At 69.5% G+C, this 18,588-nt stretch carries 18 protein-coding genes and 1 riboswitch; of the genes, 14 read left to right on the top strand and 4 right to left on the bottom strand.

Annotated elements, in window-relative coordinates; all coding sequences use genetic code 11:
• Positions 1-46: 46 nt before the first annotated feature.
• The 4 genes from JM664_RS00965 to fabA are packed head-to-tail and all read right to left on the bottom strand — an operon-like array spanning position 47 to position 3,136.
• Positions 47-571, bottom strand: coding sequence for an AAA family ATPase (locus JM664_RS00965; protein ID WP_227418029.1), 525 nt, complete (start codon positions 569-571; stop codon positions 47-49).
• Positions 568-1,380, bottom strand: coding sequence for an enoyl-ACP reductase FabI (locus JM664_RS00960; RefSeq protein ID WP_227418028.1), 813 nt, complete (start codon positions 1,378-1,380; stop codon positions 568-570). Before JM664_RS00960 ends, JM664_RS00965 begins: the two co-directional genes overlap by 4 nt.
• A complete protein-coding gene (gene fabB / locus JM664_RS00955) occupies positions 1,373-2,605 on the bottom strand; it encodes a beta-ketoacyl-ACP synthase I (RefSeq protein ID WP_227418027.1) in 1,233 nt (410 codons plus the stop codon). The genes JM664_RS00960 and fabB overlap by 8 nt, the downstream gene beginning before the upstream one ends.
• Positions 2,606-2,629: 24 nt before the next feature.
• A complete protein-coding gene (gene fabA / locus JM664_RS00950; RefSeq protein ID WP_227418026.1) occupies positions 2,630-3,136 on the bottom strand; it encodes a bifunctional 3-hydroxydecanoyl-ACP dehydratase/trans-2-decenoyl-ACP isomerase in 507 nt (168 codons plus the stop codon).
• A 131-nt stretch (positions 3,137-3,267) separates the two neighbouring features.
• On the opposite strand from fabA, the gene irrA reads away from it, so the two are divergent.
• From irrA to JM664_RS00880, 14 genes are all read left to right on the top strand, one after another.
• Entirely contained in the window at positions 3,268-3,714 is a 447-nt protein-coding gene (irrA, locus tag JM664_RS00945) for an iron response transcriptional regulator IrrA (protein WP_227418025.1), read from the top strand.
• Between the two features lie 183 nt (positions 3,715-3,897).
• On the top strand, positions 3,898-5,199 hold the full coding sequence (gene miaB, locus JM664_RS00940) for a tRNA (N6-isopentenyl adenosine(37)-C2)-methylthiotransferase MiaB (protein WP_227418024.1): 1,302 nt from the start codon (positions 3,898-3,900) through the stop codon (positions 5,197-5,199).
• An 83-nt stretch (positions 5,200-5,282) separates the two neighbouring features.
• Complete coding sequence (locus tag JM664_RS00935; RefSeq protein ID WP_227418023.1) at positions 5,283-6,293, top strand: PhoH family protein; 1,011 nt, start codon at positions 5,283-5,285, stop codon at positions 6,291-6,293.
• Complete coding sequence (ybeY, locus tag JM664_RS00930; RefSeq protein WP_227418022.1) at positions 6,286-6,762, top strand: rRNA maturation RNase YbeY; 477 nt, start codon at positions 6,286-6,288, stop codon at positions 6,760-6,762. Before JM664_RS00935 ends, ybeY begins: the two co-directional genes overlap by 8 nt.
• Before the next feature lie 32 nt (positions 6,763-6,794).
• Positions 6,795-7,688: a hemolysin family protein gene (locus JM664_RS00925; protein ID WP_227418021.1), complete on the top strand. Its 894-nt coding sequence runs from the start codon at positions 6,795-6,797 to the stop codon at positions 7,686-7,688.
• A complete protein-coding gene (gene lnt, locus JM664_RS00920) occupies positions 7,681-9,189 on the top strand; it encodes an apolipoprotein N-acyltransferase (RefSeq protein WP_227418020.1) in 1,509 nt (502 codons plus the stop codon). The genes JM664_RS00925 and lnt overlap by 8 nt, the downstream gene beginning before the upstream one ends.
• Before the next feature lie 31 nt (positions 9,190-9,220).
• Positions 9,221-9,269, top strand: a riboswitch (SAM-SAH riboswitch).
• A gap of 9 nt (positions 9,270-9,278) precedes the next feature.
• Positions 9,279-10,460, top strand: coding sequence for a methionine adenosyltransferase (gene metK, locus JM664_RS00915; protein WP_227418019.1), 1,182 nt, complete (start codon positions 9,279-9,281; stop codon positions 10,458-10,460).
• Between the two features lie 238 nt (positions 10,461-10,698).
• A complete protein-coding gene (gene trmB, locus JM664_RS00910; protein WP_227418018.1) occupies positions 10,699-11,412 on the top strand; it encodes a tRNA (guanine(46)-N(7))-methyltransferase TrmB in 714 nt (237 codons plus the stop codon).
• 63 nt (positions 11,413-11,475) lie between these two features.
• Positions 11,476-12,555, top strand: a complete 1,080-nt coding sequence (locus JM664_RS00905; protein ID WP_227418017.1) for an amidohydrolase family protein — start codon at positions 11,476-11,478, stop codon at positions 12,553-12,555.
• Positions 12,556-12,709: 154 nt separating this feature from the next.
• Entirely contained in the window at positions 12,710-13,798 is a 1,089-nt protein-coding gene (locus JM664_RS00900) for a type 2 periplasmic-binding domain-containing protein (RefSeq protein ID WP_227418016.1), read from the top strand.
• Positions 13,799-13,976: 178 nt separating this feature from the next.
• A complete protein-coding gene (gene cysS, locus JM664_RS00895; RefSeq protein ID WP_227418015.1) occupies positions 13,977-15,371 on the top strand; it encodes a cysteine--tRNA ligase in 1,395 nt (464 codons plus the stop codon).
• 82 nt (positions 15,372-15,453) lie between these two features.
• A complete protein-coding gene (gene cimA, locus JM664_RS00890; RefSeq protein ID WP_227418014.1) occupies positions 15,454-17,088 on the top strand; it encodes a citramalate synthase in 1,635 nt (544 codons plus the stop codon).
• Positions 17,085-17,795 (top strand): class I SAM-dependent methyltransferase, encoded by a 711-nt coding sequence (locus tag JM664_RS00885; protein ID WP_227418013.1) that lies wholly within the window; start codon positions 17,085-17,087, stop codon positions 17,793-17,795. Before cimA ends, JM664_RS00885 begins: the two co-directional genes overlap by 4 nt.
• Positions 17,792-18,541, top strand: a complete 750-nt coding sequence (locus JM664_RS00880) for a squalene/phytoene synthase family protein (protein ID WP_227418012.1) — start codon at positions 17,792-17,794, stop codon at positions 18,539-18,541. Before JM664_RS00885 ends, JM664_RS00880 begins: the two co-directional genes overlap by 4 nt.
• Positions 18,542-18,588 lie beyond the last annotated feature (47 nt).

Genomic DNA, 18,588 nt, shown 5'->3' with positions numbered 1-18,588 from the left:
GCGGACGGGGGGCGGCTTCACCATCGGCAACGACAACGTGATGCGCTCAACCCTCCGCGAGAGGCAGCAATGCGGCCAGCACCCGCTCGACCGCCTCGGCCGGCGACAGTCGGGCGGTGTCCAGCACGAGGTCCGCGTCCTCCCACGGCTCGTAACGCCGCGCGCGGATCGCCGGCCAGCCCGGCGGCGCGAGGCCGTCGATGCCGGTCTCGCGCACCTCGGCCCGGCGGCGGTGCAGGCCGGCGTCGCTGCACACGACCTCCACCTCCAGGCAGGGCGCGGGAAGGCCTGCAGCGACCATGCGCCATGCGTCGCGCGTCGAGGCCGCCGGGTTGACGCAGTCGGCGACGATCACGTGCCCGAGCCGCAGATTGTCCCGCGCCACGGCGTAGGCGATCGCATAGCCGGCCGGGCCGACATCATCGCCAAGTCCGGTGGCGTCGCGCAGCGCCTGCTCGATGCTGTCGATACGCAGGTGAAGGGCACCGGCCGCCTCGGCGAAGTGGCGGGCGATGGTGGTCTTTCCGGTCGCTGGCAGGCCTCCGATGACCACCAGTGCCGGCCGTCTCACGCCTTGAGGTTCTCGGACTGCGGCATGCCGAGGATGTGGTAACCGCTGTCGACATGGATGATTTCGCCGGTGGTGCAGGCGCCGTGGTCCGAGGCGAGGTAGACTGCTGTGCCGCCCACCGCCTCGAGCGTGGCGTTCATCCTGAGCGGCGCGTTCTCGCCGGTGTGGCGGAAGGTGCGTCGCGCGCCCCCGATCGCGGCGCCGGCCAGCGTCTTCATCGGGCCGGGCGAGATCGCGTTGACGCGAATCCCCTCCGGCCCGAGGTCGTTGGCGAGGTAGCGCACCGTCGCCTCCAGCCCCGCCTTGGCCACGCCCATCACGTTGTAGAACGGCGTGACCTTGTTCGAGCCCTGGTAGGTCAGGGTCATGATCGAGCCGCCCTGCAGCCCCTCGTCCTGGCTTACCATCAGTGGGCGCGACCGCCGCGCTACGTCGATCAGCGAATAGCAGGAGATCGCCAGCGTCTTCTGGAAGTTGGCGAGCGAGGTGTCGATGAACCTCCCCGTCAGCTCGCTCTTGTCAGAGTAGGCGATGGCGTGGACGACGAAGTCGAGGCTGCCCCACGCATCGGCGAGCCTGGCGAAGGCCGCGTCCATCCGCGCCTCGTCCATCACGTCGACATCGACGAGCAGGTCGGACCCCACCTGCGCCGCCAGCGGCTGCACCCGGCGCAGCAGCGCCTCGCCCTGGTGGCTGAAGGCCAGCTCCGCGCCCTCCGCGGCCAGCGCGCGGGCGATGCCCCAGGCGATGGAGTGGTCGTTGGCGACGCCCATGACGAGGCCGCGCTTGCCCTTCATCAGCTCAGGCATCGCGGTACCTCGACAGCAGCATCGATCCGTTGGTCCCGCCAAAGCCGAAGGAGTTCGTCATCACCGTGTCGAGCTCCGCATCGTCGACCCGCTCGGTCGCGATCTCCTCGGGCTTGAGCGCGGGGTCGAGGTTATCGACGTTGATCGAAGGAGCGATGAAGTCGTCGCGCAGCATCAGCAGGCAGTAGACCGCCTCCTGTGCGCCGGTCGCGCCCTGGCTGTGGCCGGTCATCGACTTGGTCGAGCTGATCGGCGGCGTGCGGCCCTCGCCGAAGACGCGGCGCACGGCCTCGACCTCACCCACGTCGCCGACCGGGGTCGAAGTGCCGTGGGCGTTGATGTAGCCGACCTTGCGGTCCTCGGGCAGGGTCTTGAGCGCCAGCCGCATCGCCCGCTCGCCGCCTTCGCCCGACGGCGCCACCATGTCGTGACCGTCGCTGGTGGCGGCGTAGCCGGTGACCTCGGCGTAGATCTTGGCGCCGCGGGCCTTCGCGCGCTCCAGATCCTCCAGCACCACCATGCCGCCGCCGCCGGCGATCACGAAGCCGTCGCGGTCGCGGTCGAAGGCGCGGCTTGCGCGCTCGGGCGTGTCGTTGAACTTGGAGCTCATCGCGCCCATCGCGTCGAAGAGGCAGGAGAGGGTCCAGTCCAGCTCCTCGCCGCCGCCGGCGAACATCAGGTCCTGCTTGCCCATCTGGATCTGCTCGGCCGCGTTGCCGATGCAGTGCAGCGAGGTCGAGCAGGCAGAGGTGATCGAGTAGTTGATCCCCTTGATCCGGAACGCCGTCGATAGGTTCGCGCTGACCGTCGAGGACATGCCGCGCGGCACCATCAGCGGCCCGATGCGCTTGGGCGAGCCGTTCTTGAGCACGATCTGGTGCGCCGCGAAGAGGTTCGAGGTGCTGGGTCCGCCCGAGCCCGCGACCAGGCCGGTCGACGCGCTGGAGATGTCCCGCTCCTCGAGCCCCGCGTCGGCAATCGCTTGGCTCATCGAGATGTGGGCGTAGGCGGCGCCGGGGCCCATGAAGCGCAGCGTCCGCTTGTCGATGTGCTCGGTCACGTCGATCTTCGGCGCGCCGCTGACCTGGCTGCGGAAGCCGTGCTCGGCCATCTGCTCGTCCCGGGCAATGCCGGAACGGCCTGCCTTCAATGCCTCTGCAACCTCCTCGGCGCTGTTCCCGATGGGCGAGACGATCCCCAGCCCGGTGACGACGACGCGACGCATTGCTTTCCTCCGCTGGCGGCCGGGTCAGTCCTGGAACAGGCCGACCTTGAGCCCGGTGGCTGCGTAGATCTCCTCGCCGTCGGCCAGCATCCGGCCGTCGGCGATGCCCATCTTGAGCTTGCGATCTATCACGCGGGTGAAATCGACAAGGTAGGTGACGCGATTCACCTTGGGCGTGACCATGCCGGTGAACTTCACCTCGCCCACGCCGAGGGCGCGGCCGCGGCCCTGCATCCCGCGCCAGCCGAGGTTGAAACCGGTGAGCTGCCAGAGCGCGTCGAGGCCGAGGCAGCCCGGCATCACCGGGTCGCCGGGGAAGTGGCACTTGAAGAACCAGAGGTCCGGGTCGATGTCGAACTCGGCCACGACGTGGCCCTTGCCGTGCAGACCGCCATCGCCGCTGATCTCGGTCACGCGGTCCATCATCAGCATCGGCGGTTCGGGCAACTGCGGGTTGCCGGGGCCGAAGAGTTCGCCCCGGGCGCATTCCAGCAGACCCTCCTTGTCGAAAGTGCTGGGAAAATCGGCCACTATTCGCCCCCTCCGGACGGCGTCGCGTTGGCGGCACCTCTACCACCGGGTGTCGCGGAAGGGCAAGCGACCGGCTGGCGTGCCGGACAATCCGTTTGAAAACCTGTGCCTGCGGCGCTTATATGAGGCCGATGAGCGATAGGCGGCAGACCCAGGACGACATCACGCGCGGCACCGACTGGCTTGCCGGCGCCGGCCTGAGGCCGACACGGCAGCGGGTCACTCTGGCCGCCCTTCTGGTGGGCGACGGCGAGAACCGGCACGTCACCGCCGAGAGCCTGCACGCCGCCGCGCAGCGCAGCGGGACCGGGGTATCGCTCGCCACCGTCTACAACACGCTGCGCGCCTTCTGCGATGCGGGGCTGATGCAGGAGGTCACCGTCGACGGGTCGAAGAGCTACTTCGACACCCGCACCGACGACCACCCGCACTTCTACTGGGAAGACACCGCCACGCTGACTGACGCGCCCTCAGGCGAGCTGCAGATCACGCGCCTCCCCCGCGCGCCCGAAGGCGCCGAAATCGCCAGCGTCGACGTGGTGATCCGCCTGCGCCGCACCTCCTCCCGGCCCGACTGAGGGCCATCACCGTCCGCGCCGTGGTCCGGTTCGCGCGACGTGCGTCAGGTTACGCGGGGAACGTGACTGTCAGGTGCCGGGGCTTCGCCGTCCCAATCCGAAAGCCTTGGTCGCGTCGCGGCTTCGTTGCGTGCGGCGGCGCGCTCGTGTAGGACGCGCGCCATATCTCCCAAGGACGGTGCGATGGGCCAGCCGCGCAAGCTCTTCATCAGGACCTACGGCTGTCAGATGAACGTCTATGACAGCGAGCGGATGGCGGAGTCGCTGAGCGGCTATGAGCAGGTCGCGTCGCCGGACGAGGCTGACCTGATCCTGCTCAACACCTGCCACATTCGCGAGAAGGCGGCGGAGAAGGTCTACTCGGAGCTCGGCCGCCTCAAGGGACTGAAGGCCACAAACCCGGACCTGCGCATCGGCGTGGCGGGCTGCGTCGCGCAGGCCGAGGGCGCGGAGATCATGCGCCGCCAGCCGCTCGTCGACCTGGTGGTCGGGCCGCAGAGCTATCACCGCCTGCCCGAGCTCGAGGCGCGGGCGCGGGAAGGGCGGCAGGCCATCGACACTGACTTTCCGGCCGAGGACAAGTTCGAGCACCTGCGCGGCCGGCGCGCTGCACGCGGGCCGACGGCGTTCCTGACGGTGCAGGAGGGCTGCGACAAGTTCTGCGCGTTCTGCGTTGTGCCCTATACCCGCGGCGCCGAGGTGAGCCGCCCCCCGGAACGGGTGCTCGCCGAGGCGCGCGACCTGGTGGAACGCGGCGTGCGCGAGATTACGCTGCTCGGCCAGAATGTCAACGCCTACCATGGCGGCGACTGGAGCCTCGCCCTGTTGATCCGATCGCTGGCCGGGATCGACGGGCTGGAGCGCATCCGCTACACGACGAGCCACCCGAACGACATGTCGGACGATCTGATCGCGGCACATGGCGAGGTGGAGAAGCTGATGCCGTACCTCCACCTGCCGGTGCAGGCGGGCTCGGACCGGGTGCTGAAGCGGATGAACCGCAAGCACACGGCAGAGAGCTATGTCCGGCTGATCGAGCGGATCCGCGCCGCGCGGCCCGACATCGCGCTTTCGGGCGACTTCATCGTGGGGTTTCCCGAGGAGACCGAGGCCGACTTCGCCGAGACGCTCGCGCTGGTGGAGCGTGTCGGCTACGCCTCGGCGTTCAGCTTCAAGTACTCGCCGCGCCCCGGCACGCCCGCGGCGGAGCGCGCGCAGGTCGACCCCGCCGAAGCCGACGACCGGCTGCAGCGGTTGCAGGCGCTGCTGACGCGGCAGCAGCGCGCGACGCAGGACGCCATGGTCGGGCGCGAGGTGGGCGTCCTCTTCGAGCGGCCGGGCCGGATGCCGGGCCAGATGGCGGGCAAGTCGGACCACCTGCACGCCGTGCACGTGACGGCGGACGTCGCGCCCGGCATGTTGCGGCGGGTGCGGATTACCGGTAGCGCGCCCAATTCACTCGCGGGCGAACTCTGCGCCGGATGATGTTTCGGTGACAGGCGCAGGCGGCGCTTGCGCCGCGCCGCGCCCGTTGGCACCATCAGAGCCACCAGTGACCGGAGCATCGATTGGCCATTAGCGCGCCGACCACATCGCCAGACACCGGCGAGGTCCCCGAGACCGCCCTCCAGTTTCCCGACAACCGTCTGCTCATCGACCTTTGCGGCGAGTTCGACCGCAATCTGGCGAACATCGAGCAGCGGCTCTCGGTCCACATCACGCGAAGGGGCAACCAGCTCGTCGTGATCGGGGATGAGGATGCGCGCGAGCGGGCGGCCGAGGTCCTGCGCAATCTCTACGCGCGGCTCGAGCAGGGGCGTGCGCTCGACGCCGGCACGCTCGACGCCGAAATTCGCATGGGCGGGACCGCCGATGGGACCGGCGCGCGCGACGGCGATCAGATGGAGCTGTTCCAGGGCGGCCGGGTCGAAATCAAGACGCGCAAGAAATTCGTCGAGCCGCGGACCGACGCGCAGAAGGCCTACGTCCAGTCGCTCTTCGCGCATGAGCTCGCCTTCGGGATCGGGCCTGCGGGGACCGGCAAGACCTACATGGCCGTGGCGGTGGGCGTCAGCATGTTCATCGGCGGGCATGTCGACCGCATCATCCTGAGTCGCCCCGCGGTCGAGGCGGGCGAGCGTCTCGGCTTCCTTCCCGGCGCAATGGAGGAGAAGGTCGACCCCTACATGCAGCCGCTCTACGACGCGCTGAACGACTTCCTGCCCGGCAAGCAGCTGGCCCGCCTGCGCGAGGAGAAGCGGATCGAGATCGCGCCGCTCGCGTTCATGCGGGGACGGACGCTGACCAACGCCTTCGTCGTGCTGGACGAGGCGCAGAACGCCACGGCGATGCAGATGAAGATGTTCCTGACGCGCCTCGGCGAGGGCAGCCGGATGGTGGTGACGGGCGACCGGACGCAGGTCGATCTGCCGCGCGGGCAGACGAGCGGCCTCGCTGACGCCGAGCGGCTGCTGAAGGACGTGAAGGGCATATCCTTCAACTACTTCACCTCGAAGGACGTGGTGCGGCACCCGCTGGTAGCGCGGATCATCGAGGCCTACGACGCGGACGATGGTTGACGCCGTTCTCGAGGATGATCGCTGGGCAATGCTACAGGCGCTGGCCGATCGCGCCTGCGACGCGACCTTGCGGCACCAGGGGCTGGACCCGGACGCTTGGGAGATCGTGGTGATGGGCTGCAGCGACGCCCGGATCGCCGAGCTCAACGCCCAGTTCCGCGGCAAGGAGAAGCCGACCAACGTCCTGTCATGGCCGTCCGAGGAGCGGGGCGCGGCGCAGGCGGGGGCGAAGCCGGAGCCGCCGCGGGGCGACAGCCTCGGCGACATCGCCCTTGCCTGGGAGACATGCGAGGCGGAGGCGCGGGCGGCCGGAAAGCCATTCGAGGAACACGTCGCGCATCTGCTCGTTCACGGTACGTTGCATCTCCTCGGGTACGACCACGAGGATGAGGCGGACGCGCAGCTGATGGAGCGGGTGGAAGTCGAGGTACTTGCCACGCTCGGGCTCGCTGACCCATATTCGGCCTGACGAACGCGTCGGGCGCAGATCGGAAAGGGAAGATGGCCGATATCGGCGACGGCTCTACGGAAGCAGCGCGGGGCGCGCACCAGGACGACTCGAGCGAACACGATCAAGGCGACGGCCGAGGGGGCACCGGCTTTCTGAGCCGGCTCGTGGGAGCATTCACAGGCGCCGAAGGGCAGGCGAACGCGCAGCTCGACGCGCCGCGGCCCGAGCCGCGGCCTGGCCTGCTCAACCTGCGACGGATGCGGGTCGAGGACGTGGCCATCCCCAAGGCCGAGATCGTCGCCGTCTCGGCCGATACCGACAAGGACGCGCTGGTGGCCATCTTCCGCGAGAGCGGCATGACGCGCCTGCCGGTCTACGACGGCACACTCGACACGCCTGTGGGGATGATCCACCTCAAGGACTTCGCGCTCCAGCACGGCTTCAACGGCACGACGCCGGATTTCGACGTGCGAAAGCTCCTGCGCCCGTTGCTCTACGTGCCGCCGTCGATGCCGATCGGAATCCTGCTGACCAAGATGCAGGCCGAGCGGATGCACATGGCGCTGGTGATCGACGAGTATGGTGGCGTCGATGGCCTCGTCACGATCGAGGACCTGATCGAGCAGGTCGTGGGCGAGATCGAGGACGAACACGACATCGCCGAGGACGGCTACTGGACGCAGGAGTCGGAGGATTGCTGGCTGGTGCAGTCACGCGCGCCGCTCGACGAGTTCGAGGGCGCGATCGGGCGCCGCCTCGTCGATGTTGAGGACGAGGAGGAGATCGACACCGTCGGCGGACTTGTCTTCATGCTCGCGGGCCGCGTGCCGGCGCGTGGTGAGGTCATCCACCATCCGACCGGTCCCGATTTCGAGGTGGTCGACGCGGATCCCCGGCGGATCAAGCGCTTGCGGGTGCGACTCGCCGGCGTGCAGAGTGCCTGAGGCGGCCGCCGCTCTGCCCTGGCGGCGTGAACTCGGCGTGCGCGGCACATTGGCGGTCGCCGTGGCGCTGGGCGCGCTTGCGGCGCTGGGGCAGGTGCCGTTCGCGCTTCCGCCGGCGCTCCTCCTCGGTCTCGCCGGCGCGACCGTGCTGCTGCGCCGGGCCACAGGAGCGCGACAGGCGGCGTGGATCGGGTGGGCGTTCGGTGTCGGCTACTTCGCGCTCGCGCTCCACTGGATCGTCGAGCCGTTCCTGATCGACCCGCCGCGCCACGGCTGGATGGCGCCCTTCGCGCTGCTCTTCTCCGCCTTCGGGTTCTCTCTCTTCTGGGCCGCCGCCTTTGCAGGGGCGGGCGTGGTACGGCCTGCCCGGCGGCCGCTGGCGCTGGTTCTCACTCTGACGGCCGGCGAGGGGGTCAGGTCCGTCGTGCTCGGCGGCTTTCCGTGGGCGCTCATCGCCTATGGCTGGAGCGAGACGCCGGCCATTCATGCCGCCGCGCTGGTGGGGCCCCATGGGCTGACGCTCCTGACGCTGCTGGCGGCGGTCGGTCTCGCGCAGGCCCTGCGGCGAAAGTGGATGCCGGCCCTGGCGAGCGCCCTGCCGCTGGCTGCGGTGGCGGCTGCCGGCTGGTGGCTGGCGCAGGCGCCGCTCGTCGACGACACGCGCGACCCGATCGTGCGGCTCGTCCAGCCTAATGCGCCTCAGCAGGACAAGTGGGATCCCGAGCGGGCGCGCGTCTTTTTCGAACGGCAGGTGGAGTTTACGGCTGCGGGCGAGCCGCCGGACCTCGTGGTATGGCCGGAGACGGCGATCCCGTGGTGGCTCGACCAGGCCGGTCCGGCGCTGGAGCGCGCGTCCGTGGCGGCACGGGGGGCGACGCTGGTGCTGGGAGCGCAGCGCGCCGAGGAGCAGCTGGCGTTCAACTCGCTGGTGGTCGTGGATGCCGACGGCAGGCAGGTCGAAGTCTACGACAAACACCACCTCGTGCCCTTCGGCGAGTACATCCCGCTCGGCGGCCTCGGGCGTTGGCTCGGCCTGCGGAGTTTTGCGGCGCAGGACGGCTACGGCTTCTCGGCCGGGCCGGGGGCGCGGCTGCTGGACCTCGGCCCGCTCGGCCGGCCGCTGCCGCTGATCTGTTACGAGGCAATCTTCCCGCAGGAGGTGGCGGGCGCGCCGGAGCGGCCCGACTGGCTCTTGCAGGTCACGAACGATGCCTGGTTCGGAACGTTCTCGGGTCCCTATCAGCATCTCGCGCAGGCGCGGTTCCGGGCGGTGGAGCAGGGCCTGCCGATGATCCGCGTGGCGAACACGGGCGTCTCGGCCGTGATCGATGCGCGCGGGCGGGTGCTGCGGTCGCTGCCCCTGGGGCGCGCCGGATACATCGACGCGGCGCTGCCGGCGGCGGCTCCGCCAACTCTCTACGCGCGGACGGGGAACCTGCCGGTCCTCGTGGTGCTCCTCCTCGGCGCGGCGGCATTTACGACATTCAGAAATCGCGATTGACCGGGATCTCACCCGGGGATAACGCAGGGGGCCGTCGTCACAACGGCTTCCTGGCGTGGCGGCGTGAACCCAATGGAGCAAAATCCCAAATGAGCCGCCAGAACTACATCTTCACCTCCGAAAGCGTTTCGGAGGGGCACCCCGACAAGTTGTGCGACCGGATCTCGGACGCCGTCCTCGACGCCCTGCTCGAGGTCCAGCCCGAGGCGCGCGTCGCCTGCGAGACCTTCGCGACCACGGACCGGGTGGTGATCGGCGGCGAGATCGGCCTGACGGACGCGGACGCGCTCAGCGAGCAGCTCGAACGGGTCGAGGCGATCGCGCGCGACTGCATCCGCGACATCGGCTACGAGCAGGACAAGTTCCACCACGCCACCTGCGAGGTCACGAACCTTCTGCACCGGCAGTCCGCCCACATCGCGCAGGGCGTGAATGCAAGCGGCAACAAGGACGAAGGCGCCGGCGATCAGGGCATCATGTTCGGCTATGCGGTGCGCGAGACGCCGCAGCTGATGCCGGCGCCGATCCTCTACTCCCACGCGATCCTGAAGCGGCTGGCGGAGGCGCGAAAGTCGGGTGCCGAGCCGACGCTCAGGCCGGACGCCAAGACCCAGCTGAGCCTGCGCTACGAGGGCGGCAAGCCGGTCGAGGTCGTGCAACTGGTGCTCTCGACGCAGCATTCGGACGAGGGCCAGACCAGCGACGACATCCGCGAGATCGTCGAGCCCTACGTGCGCGAGGTGCTGCCCGACGGTTGGCTTACGGACCGGACGGAGTGGTGGGTCAATCCCACCGGCACGTTCGTCATCGGTGGACCGGACGGGGACGCGGGGCTCACGGGCCGGAAGATCATCGTCGACACCTATGGCGGCGCGGCTCCGCACGGGGGCGGCGCCTTCTCGGGCAAGGACCCGACCAAGGTGGACCGCTCCGCCGCCTACGCCGCACGCTATCTGGCGAAGAACGTCGTGGCGGCAGGGCTGGCCGAGCGGTGCCTGATCCAGCTCAGCTACGCGATCGGCGTGGCGCGGCCGCTCTCGATCTATGCCGAAACCTACGGCACCGGCGAGGTGCCGCCGGAGGCGATCGAGACTGCGATAGCGCAGGTGATGGACCTCACACCGCGCGGCATCCGCGAGCATCTGAGCCTCAACCGGCCGATCTACCAGCGGACGGCGGCCTACGGGCACTTCGGGCGCGAGCCCGACAGCGAAGGCGGGTTCAGCTGGGAGCGGACGGACCTGGCGGACGCGCTGCGCCGGGCCGTCTGAGGGGCGCGGCCGGGCTCGACGGGGCCCGATGGGCCCCGCACTCGCCCGACCGCCCGCGCTGACGCGCGGGGCGCTCCGTCCCGGCGCAGGTGCCGGCTGCCGCCCCGGGTGCCGCTCGGGCCGGCGTGCCGCGCGGTCACGCGCCGGTCCGGCGACCGGGACCCTTCAGAACCCATCAAGCCGGACGGTGCCTCTCACGGCTTGACCGCCGGCCACCTGCTCTGGCAACTGCGCGGCCATGTCTGACAGGACCCACGAGAGCGGCGCGCCTTGGCGCAACTTCTACGGCCGCCGCCGCGGCAAGACCCTGCGCGACAGCCAGCGGCGCTATCTGCGCGAGGACCTCGCTGCCCTTTCGCCCGGTCCCGTGGACCGCGAAGACAATCCCGACCGCAAGCCGCTCGACCTCGGGCGCCGGTTCGGCGACCGCCCCCTCTGGCTCGAGATCGGCTTCGGCGGCGGCGAGCACATGGTCCATCAGGCCGCCCGCAACCCGGAGGTGGCCATTCTCGGCGCCGAGCCCTTCATCAACGGCGTCGCCATGCTGCTGGCTCGGATCCGCGAGGCGAGGGTGGACAACGTCGCCATCCATCCCGGCGATGCTCGCGACCTCTTCGACGTGCTGCCGGAGGCGAGCATCGCGCGCGCGTTGCTCCTCTATCCCGATCCCTGGCCCAAGGCGCGGCACCACCGCCGGCGCTTCGTGACGGCGGAACACCTCGAACCGCTCGCTCGCGTCATGGCGCCGGGCGCGGAACTCAGGATCGCCACCGACATCCCCGACTACGTCCGGCAGACGCTGGAGGAGGTGCCGCGGCACGGCTTTCGCTGGACCGCCCGCGCCGCGCGCGACTGGCGCACGCCGTGGCCCGACTGGACCCGCACGCGCTACGAGGCAAAGGCCCTGCGCGAGGGGCGGAAGCCGCACTACCTGACGTTCCTCCGCGCCTAGAGCGTTGTTCCTGAACGATGCGCGCCGTGCTAGCATCCGCAGCGGGACGGTCGGGGGACGCGCATGACGAAGATCATCAACTGCCACATCCATACCTTCACCACGCGCCACACGCCGCGCTACTTTCCGTTCAAGGCGGCGGTGGCGTTCCGCTACGCGCCGTTCCTGCTGCGCTGGGTGCGCAACGCCATGCGTTGGCACACCAGCGCGCATTCCTACCTGCTGCGGCTCGAGGCGTTCCACGACACGGGGCGCAGGCCGACCCAGCGCGAGGTCCTGCGCGAGGCGTTGCACTACTACCCGCGGGACGCGAAATTCGTGGTGTTGCCGCTCGACATGGAGCCCATCGGCCACGGCCCGGTCGAGATCGGGATCCGCGGCCAGCATGACGAGCTCCACCGACTGACGCAGGACGGCGTCTACGGCCCGCGCGTCATCCCCTTCGCCAGCGTGCATCCCGCGACACCGGGCGCCGCCGCGGAATTCCGCCGCTGCGTCGAGACCCTCGGCTTCCGCGGCCTCAAGGTCTACCCGAAGCTCGGCTACGCGCCCGACCACCCGCTCCTGATGGAGGAGATCTATCCGCTCTGCGTCGAGCGGGGCCTGCCGGTGATCAGCCACTGCTCGCGCGGCGGCATCTATCGCAAGGGCTGGGACCAGCGGCGGCGGGACGAAGTCTCGGGACCCGAGGCCTGGATCCCGGTGATGGAGGCACACCCGGAGCTGCGGGTCTGCCTCGCCCACTTCGGCGGCGACGCCGACTGGCGCAGCTACATCAATGACGGCTTCGACCCCGACGACCCGGACGCGCGGCGCAAGAACTGGGTCTGGCAGATCAACGACATGATCTGCCGGGGCGACTTTCCGAACCTCTGGACCGACATCTCCTACACGATCTTCAAGTTCGACGAGTACGCCCCACTGCTGCGAATCTTCCTGCAGGAGAGAAAGCTGGGGGAGCGCGTGCTGTTCGGGTCTGACTTCTACATGACGCGGCAGGAGCGGCTGAGCGAGAAGGCGATCTCGATCCGCCTGCGCGACACGCTCGGCGACGACCATTTCCGGCAGATCGCCGAGACCAACCCGCGGGTCTTCCTCGCACTGCCCCCGATCGACGCGGAGGAGAACGCGGCGGTCGCGTAGACGCGCGAGAGGAGGGGCCGCGGCTTGACAGCTGGCGCCGGCGCCAAACAGGGTCGCTGCAGTGGAACCCGCACCTGATGCGCGGGAACGCACCGTCTCGGGAGGGAGATCGATGAAGGCTTTGCATCGGTCGCGGAGGCGTCTGGCCGCGACGGTGGCGCTCGCGTCCGCGGCGGCAGGAGCTGCGGCGGCCCAGAACTTCACCTACGGATCGTGGCTGCCCGCGTCGGAGTACGTCAACCGCGTGGCCCTGCCGAAGGCCTTCCGGGAGATCGAGGAGGAGACGCAGGGCCTCATCACCTGGCGCCTCGTTCCGGGCGGACAGCTCGTGAACCTGATGGATACGTGGGACGCGGTCGGCAGCGGCCTCGTGCAGGGCGGCATCGGCCGGGCGAGCGACGTGGCCTCGGCCGTGCCGGCGCTCGACGCGGTCTACCGCACCGTCCTGCCGGGTGACGAGACGCTGGCCGCCGGCGGCGCGTCGCTCGAGACGCTCCTGCTCGACTGCCTGCAATGCCGGGAGGAGCTGCGCGACCTGGGGATGGTCGTGCTGGCGGGCTGGACCGCCGCGCCTGACCACCTCGGCTGCACCACGCCGGTCCGGTCGGTGGACAACCTTGCGGGACTGAGGGTTCAGGCTTCAGGCGGCAACGTCCGGCTGATCGAGCATGGCGGCGCGACCGCCGTAACGGCAAGCCCGGTGGAGGCGCTGGAGCTCCTGCAGGATGCCGACATCGACTGCGTGTTCGGCACTGTCGAGCAACAGCGCAGGTTCGGCCTTGGCGACGTCATCACCCACTACACCGACTATCCGCTTGGCATGACCGGCCCGACGATAGGCTGGATGATGAACCGCGACGCGTGGAACGTGCTCTCGGATGAGGACAAGGAGCTGCACCTGCGCAAGGGTGCCATGGTCTCGGCCATGCAGATCGGCGGCCACTTCGTGGAGGAGGAGCGGGCGGCACTGGACTGGGCGGTGGGCGAGAAGGGCGTCGAGCTCGTGCAGGCCGATGATGCGGCGTTCGCGGCGCTGATGGAGGACTTCCTCGCGGCGCAGGACCAGGCCGTGATCGCGGCGGCCGAGGCGCAGGGGGTCGCGAACCCCGGCGAGATCATCTCGACCTACCGCGGCAACTTCGAGAGGTGGAAGGATCTCGTACGGAGCGTGGAGACGGCCGAGCAATTCGAGCAGCTGCTCTGGGACGAAGTCTACGCGTGGCTCGACTTCGGCACGTTCTGACGGCGCCGGCACCATGCCGACGCGCTTGGCACGGGCGGGAAGCGGCGATATGGTCCAGCGCCATGACCTGTGCCGCCACCATCTGCATCTGCCGCTGACCAGAACGCGGGCCGGTCGCCTTTCGCCACGACGACGATCTTGCTAAGGCCCGCGGGTGACGCCTCTCGAGGACGCCTTGATGCCCGACATCCGCCTGACCAACACCGCGACGCGCCGCAAGGAGGTGCTGCGCCCGCTCGATCCGCAAAACGTGCGGATGTATGTCTGCGGCCCCACGGTCTACGATCGCGCGCATCTCGGCAACGCCCGGCCGGTGATCGTCTTCGACGTGCTCTACCGGCTGCTGCGGCATGTCTACGGGCCGCAGCACGTCACCTACGTGCGCAACATAACCGACGTCGACGACAAGATCATCGCCCGCTCCGCCGAGACGGGACGCCCCATCGACGCCATCACCGAGGAGACGTCGCGCTGGTATGCCGAGGACATGGCGGCGCTCGGCGCGCTGCCGCCGACGCACCAGCCGCGCGCGACCGCCTACATCCCGCAGATGGTGGCGATGATCGAGGCGCTGATCGCGCGCGGTCACGCCTACGAGGCGGAGGGGCACGTCCTCTTTTCGGTCGGCAGCTACGTCGAATACGGCCGCCTCTCGGGTCGCTCGACGGACGACATGATCGCCGGCGCGCGGGTCGAGGTGGCGCCGTGGAAGCGCGACCCAATGGATTTCGTCCTCTGGAAGCCGTCGGCGCCGGACCAGCCCGGCTGGGACTCGCCCTGGGGCCGGGGCCGGCCCGGCTGGCACATCGAGTGCTCCGCGATGTCCGAGGCGCTGCTGGGGCGCGCGTTCGACATCCACGGCGGCGGCAACGACCTCATGTTCCCGCACCACGAGAACGAGATCGCGCAGTCCCGCTGCGCCCACCCCGGCGCCGGCTTCGCGCAGGTCTGGATGCACAACGAGATGCTGCAGGTCGAGGGAAAGAAGATGTCGAAGTCGCTCGGCAACTTCTTCACCGTCCGCGACCTGCTGGACCAGGACTGGCCGGGCGAGGTGATCCGCTTCGTCTTCCTCTCGACGCACTACCGCAGCCCGATGGACTGGACCGAGAAGAAGGCGCGCGAGGCCGAGACGACGCTGCGGAAGTGGCACCTTAAAACGCAAGACATTGAGCCCGCGGCTGAAGTCGACAAAGGATTCCTCCGGTACCTGGCAGATGACCTCAATACTCCAGGAGCGATTAGTCACCTCCATTGGTTGGCTCAAGGCATCGACTATCGACGCCAAGACCTTGCGAAGATGAAGACGTGTGCGCAGCTTCTCGGCCTTCTCACCGACGAGATGCGCGATTGGATGACGAAGGTGCCGGAGGTTTCCGAGCCTGTTGACCGCCGGGTTGAAGGCCTGATGTCGGAACGCTTCCAAGCACGTCAGATGAAAGACTTCGCGCGCGCGGACCGCATTCGGGATGGTCTTAGAGAGGCTGGTGTAATCGTTCAGGATCACGGCGACAGCTATACTTATGACTTTGCGCCCGACTTCGACCCGGCGAAACTGGAGGCGCTGCAATGATCGGTCGGCAGGCGGACGTATGCACGGAGTATGCACGCGGTATGTACGCGCAATGCATGCTTGGATCAGGGGCGGAAACGCGATGACGCGCGAAAGGCTCTGGCTCTACGATACCACCTTGCGCGACGGGCAGCAGACGCAGGGCGTGCAGTTCAATGCCGACGAGAAACGGCAGATCGCGCTGGCGCTCGACCGGCTCGGGGTGGACCACATCGAGGGCGGCTGGCCCGGCGCGAATCCCACCGACAGCGCATTCTTCGAGGACGCGCCGCAGACCCGCGCGACGATGGTGGCCTTCGGCATGACCAAGCGCGCCGGGCGCTCCGCGGCCAACGACGACGTGCTCGCTGCGGTGATTAACGCCGGCACCCCCGCCGTCTGCTTAGTCGGCAAGACGCACGACTTCCACGTCGAGCGGGCGCTGGGTATTACGCTCGACGAGAACGTCGAGAACATCGCCCGCTCGCTCGAACACGTGGCGGAGAGCCGTGAGGCGCTGTTCGATGCCGAGCACTTCTTCGACGGCTACATGGCGAACCCGGATTACGCGCTCGAGTGCCTGCACGCGGCGCTCAACGCGGGCACGCGGTGGATCGTGCTCTGCGACACCAACGGCGGAACGCTGCCACCGGAGATCGGGCGGATCACCGCCGAGGTCATCGCCTCCGGCATCCCTGGCGAGCGGCTCGGCATCCACTGCCATGACGACACGGGGCAGGCAATCGCGGGCTCGCTCGCGGCGGTCGAGGCTGGGGCGCGGCAGGTGCAGGGCACGCTGAACGGCCTCGGCGAGCGCTGCGGGAACGCCAACCTGACGAGCCTGATCCCGACGCTGCTGCTCAAGAGCGACTACGCGCGCCGCTTCGAGATCGGCGTGACGGAGGAGGCGCTGGCGGGCCTGACCCGGACCAGCCGGATGCTGGACGACATCCTCAACCGGGTGCCGATGCGCAGCGCGCCCTACGTCGGTGCCTCGGCCTTTGCGCACAAGGCCGGGCTGCATGCGAGCGCCATCGCCAAGGATCCGAGCACCTACGAGCACATCGACCCGGCGCTCGTGGGCAACACGCGCATCGTGCCGATGTCGAACCAGGCGGGGCAGTCCAATCTGCGGGCGCGGCTGGCCGACATGGGGCTGTCGGTGGCGCCGGGCGACCCGGCGCTGGCGCGGATCATGGACACGGTGAAGGAGCGCGAGGACCAAGGCTACAGCTACGACACCGCGCAGGCGAGCTTCGAGCTGGTCGCGCGGGAGGAGCTGGGGCGGCTGCCACAGTTCTTCGAGGTCAAGCGCTACAAGGTCACGGTCGAGCGGCGGAAGAACAAGTACGACCGAATGGTGAGCCTCTCGGAGGCGGTCGTCGTGGTGAAAATCGGCGGCGAGAAGATGCTGTCGGTCAGTGAGAGCCTCGACGAGGCGGGAACAGACCGCGGGCCGGTGAACGCGCTCTCCAAGGCCTTGGCCAAGGATCTCGGGCCGTACCAGCAGTACATCGACGACATCCGCCTCGTGGACTTCAAGGTGCGCATCACGCAGGGCGGCACCGAGGCGGTGACGCGGGTGGTGATCGACAGCGAGGACCGCTCGGGCCGGCGCTGGTCGACGGTTGGCGTGTCGCCCAACATCGTCGACGCCTCGTTCGAGGCGCTGCTCGACGCGATCAACTGGAAGCTCATCCGCGACTGCGGCGAGCTGCCGATCGAGGCCAGCGCATGACGCCGGAGGATGCGTTCTTCATGATCCATGATGGGCTGCCGCGCGAGGGGCCGGGCGAGGCGGCGGACGTGGCCTGGGCGGTGGACGCCGCGGGTACGCCTGCAGGCGCCCGGATCTGCGACGCCGGATGCGGCCCCGGCGGCGATCTGGAGGCGCTGCTGACGGCCGTGCCGGAGGGGCACGTGACGGCGGTCGACCTCCATCCTGACTTCGTCGAGGCGGTGGCGGCGCGGCGGCTCGACCGGGTCGACGCGCGGCAGGGCGACATGGCCCAGCTGAGCGGGCCCTACGACCTGATCTGGTCGGCTGGCGCTCTCTATTTCCTGGACGTGACCGACGGTCTCGTCGCCTGGCGCGATGCGTTGGCCGAGGGCGGGGCCGTGGCATTCAGCCAGCTCTGCTATCTGGTGCCGAACCCGCCGGACGAGGTGCGCACCTTCTGGCAGCGGTACCCGGCGATGACCGACGTGGCCGGTGTGGCCGGGCAGGTCGAGGCGGCGGGCTACGAGACACTCGCCACGCGGGTCCTCTCCGACGCGGCGTGGGAGGCGTACTACCGGCCGCTGGAAGAGCAGATCGCGGCGCTGCGGCCGGGGGCGTCGGCGGAGCTCGCCGCTGTGCTCGACGAGGAGGCGGTCGAGATCGACCTGTGGCGGCGGCATCGTCGGAGCTTTGGCTACCTGCTGTCGGTCGTGCGCCCGGCATGAGCGTCAAGGCCTGCGCCGAGCTCGTGCAGCGCGGCGACCCCGACCGCTTTCTCGCGGCAATGGCGGCGCCTGTCGGGGCGCGGCGGGTGCTGTTCCCGCTCTACGCCTTCAACCTGGAGGTAGCGCGGGCGCCGTGGGCCAGCGCCGAGCCGCTGATCGTCGAGATGCGGCTGCAATGGTGGCGCGACGCCTTGGACGAGATCGCCGAGGGCCGTCCTGTCCGCCGCCATGAGGTGTCACTGCCGCTGGCGGAGGTGCTGGACGCGGAGGGTGCGCGGCTGCTCGACCGACTGGTGGCAGCGCGGCGGATGGATGTGGAGGTCCAGCCGTTCGCGGAAATGGCGGCGTTCGATCGATACCTCGACGAGACCGGCGGCACGCTTGCGTGGGTTGCGGCGCGGGCGCTGGGGGCGTCGGGAGAGAGGGCGGTGCGAGACGTGGCGTGGGCGGGGGCACTAGCGAACTACCTGCTGGGCGTGCCGCAACTCGCGTTGCATGGGCGCGTGCCGCTGCCGCCGGGCGCTGATCTGACGTCGATGGCCGAGAAGGGGCTGGAGCGCCTGCAACGCGGGCGCCGCGACCAAGAGGCGACAGCGCGGCCGGCATTGCTTGCGGCTTGGCAGGCCGAGGGGGTGCTGCGGAAAGCGTGGAAGGACCCGGAGGCAGTGGAGCGGGGGGCGCTGAAGGCGTCGGAGTTCCGGCGGCGCCTGCGGCTGATGTGGGCGGCGGCCACAGGCCGGGTCTGACCGCCCGTCTCGGGCCCCGCCCCGGCAGCCGTCGCCCTGGCGGCGGG

The sequence above is a fragment of the Roseitranquillus sediminis genome, assembly GCF_016918935.1.
Taxonomy (GTDB): domain Bacteria; phylum Pseudomonadota; class Alphaproteobacteria; order Rhodobacterales; family Rhodobacteraceae; genus Roseitranquillus; species Roseitranquillus sediminis.
Note: the sequence above shows the minus strand (reverse complement) of the source record. Positions and strands in the feature narration are given on the sequence as shown.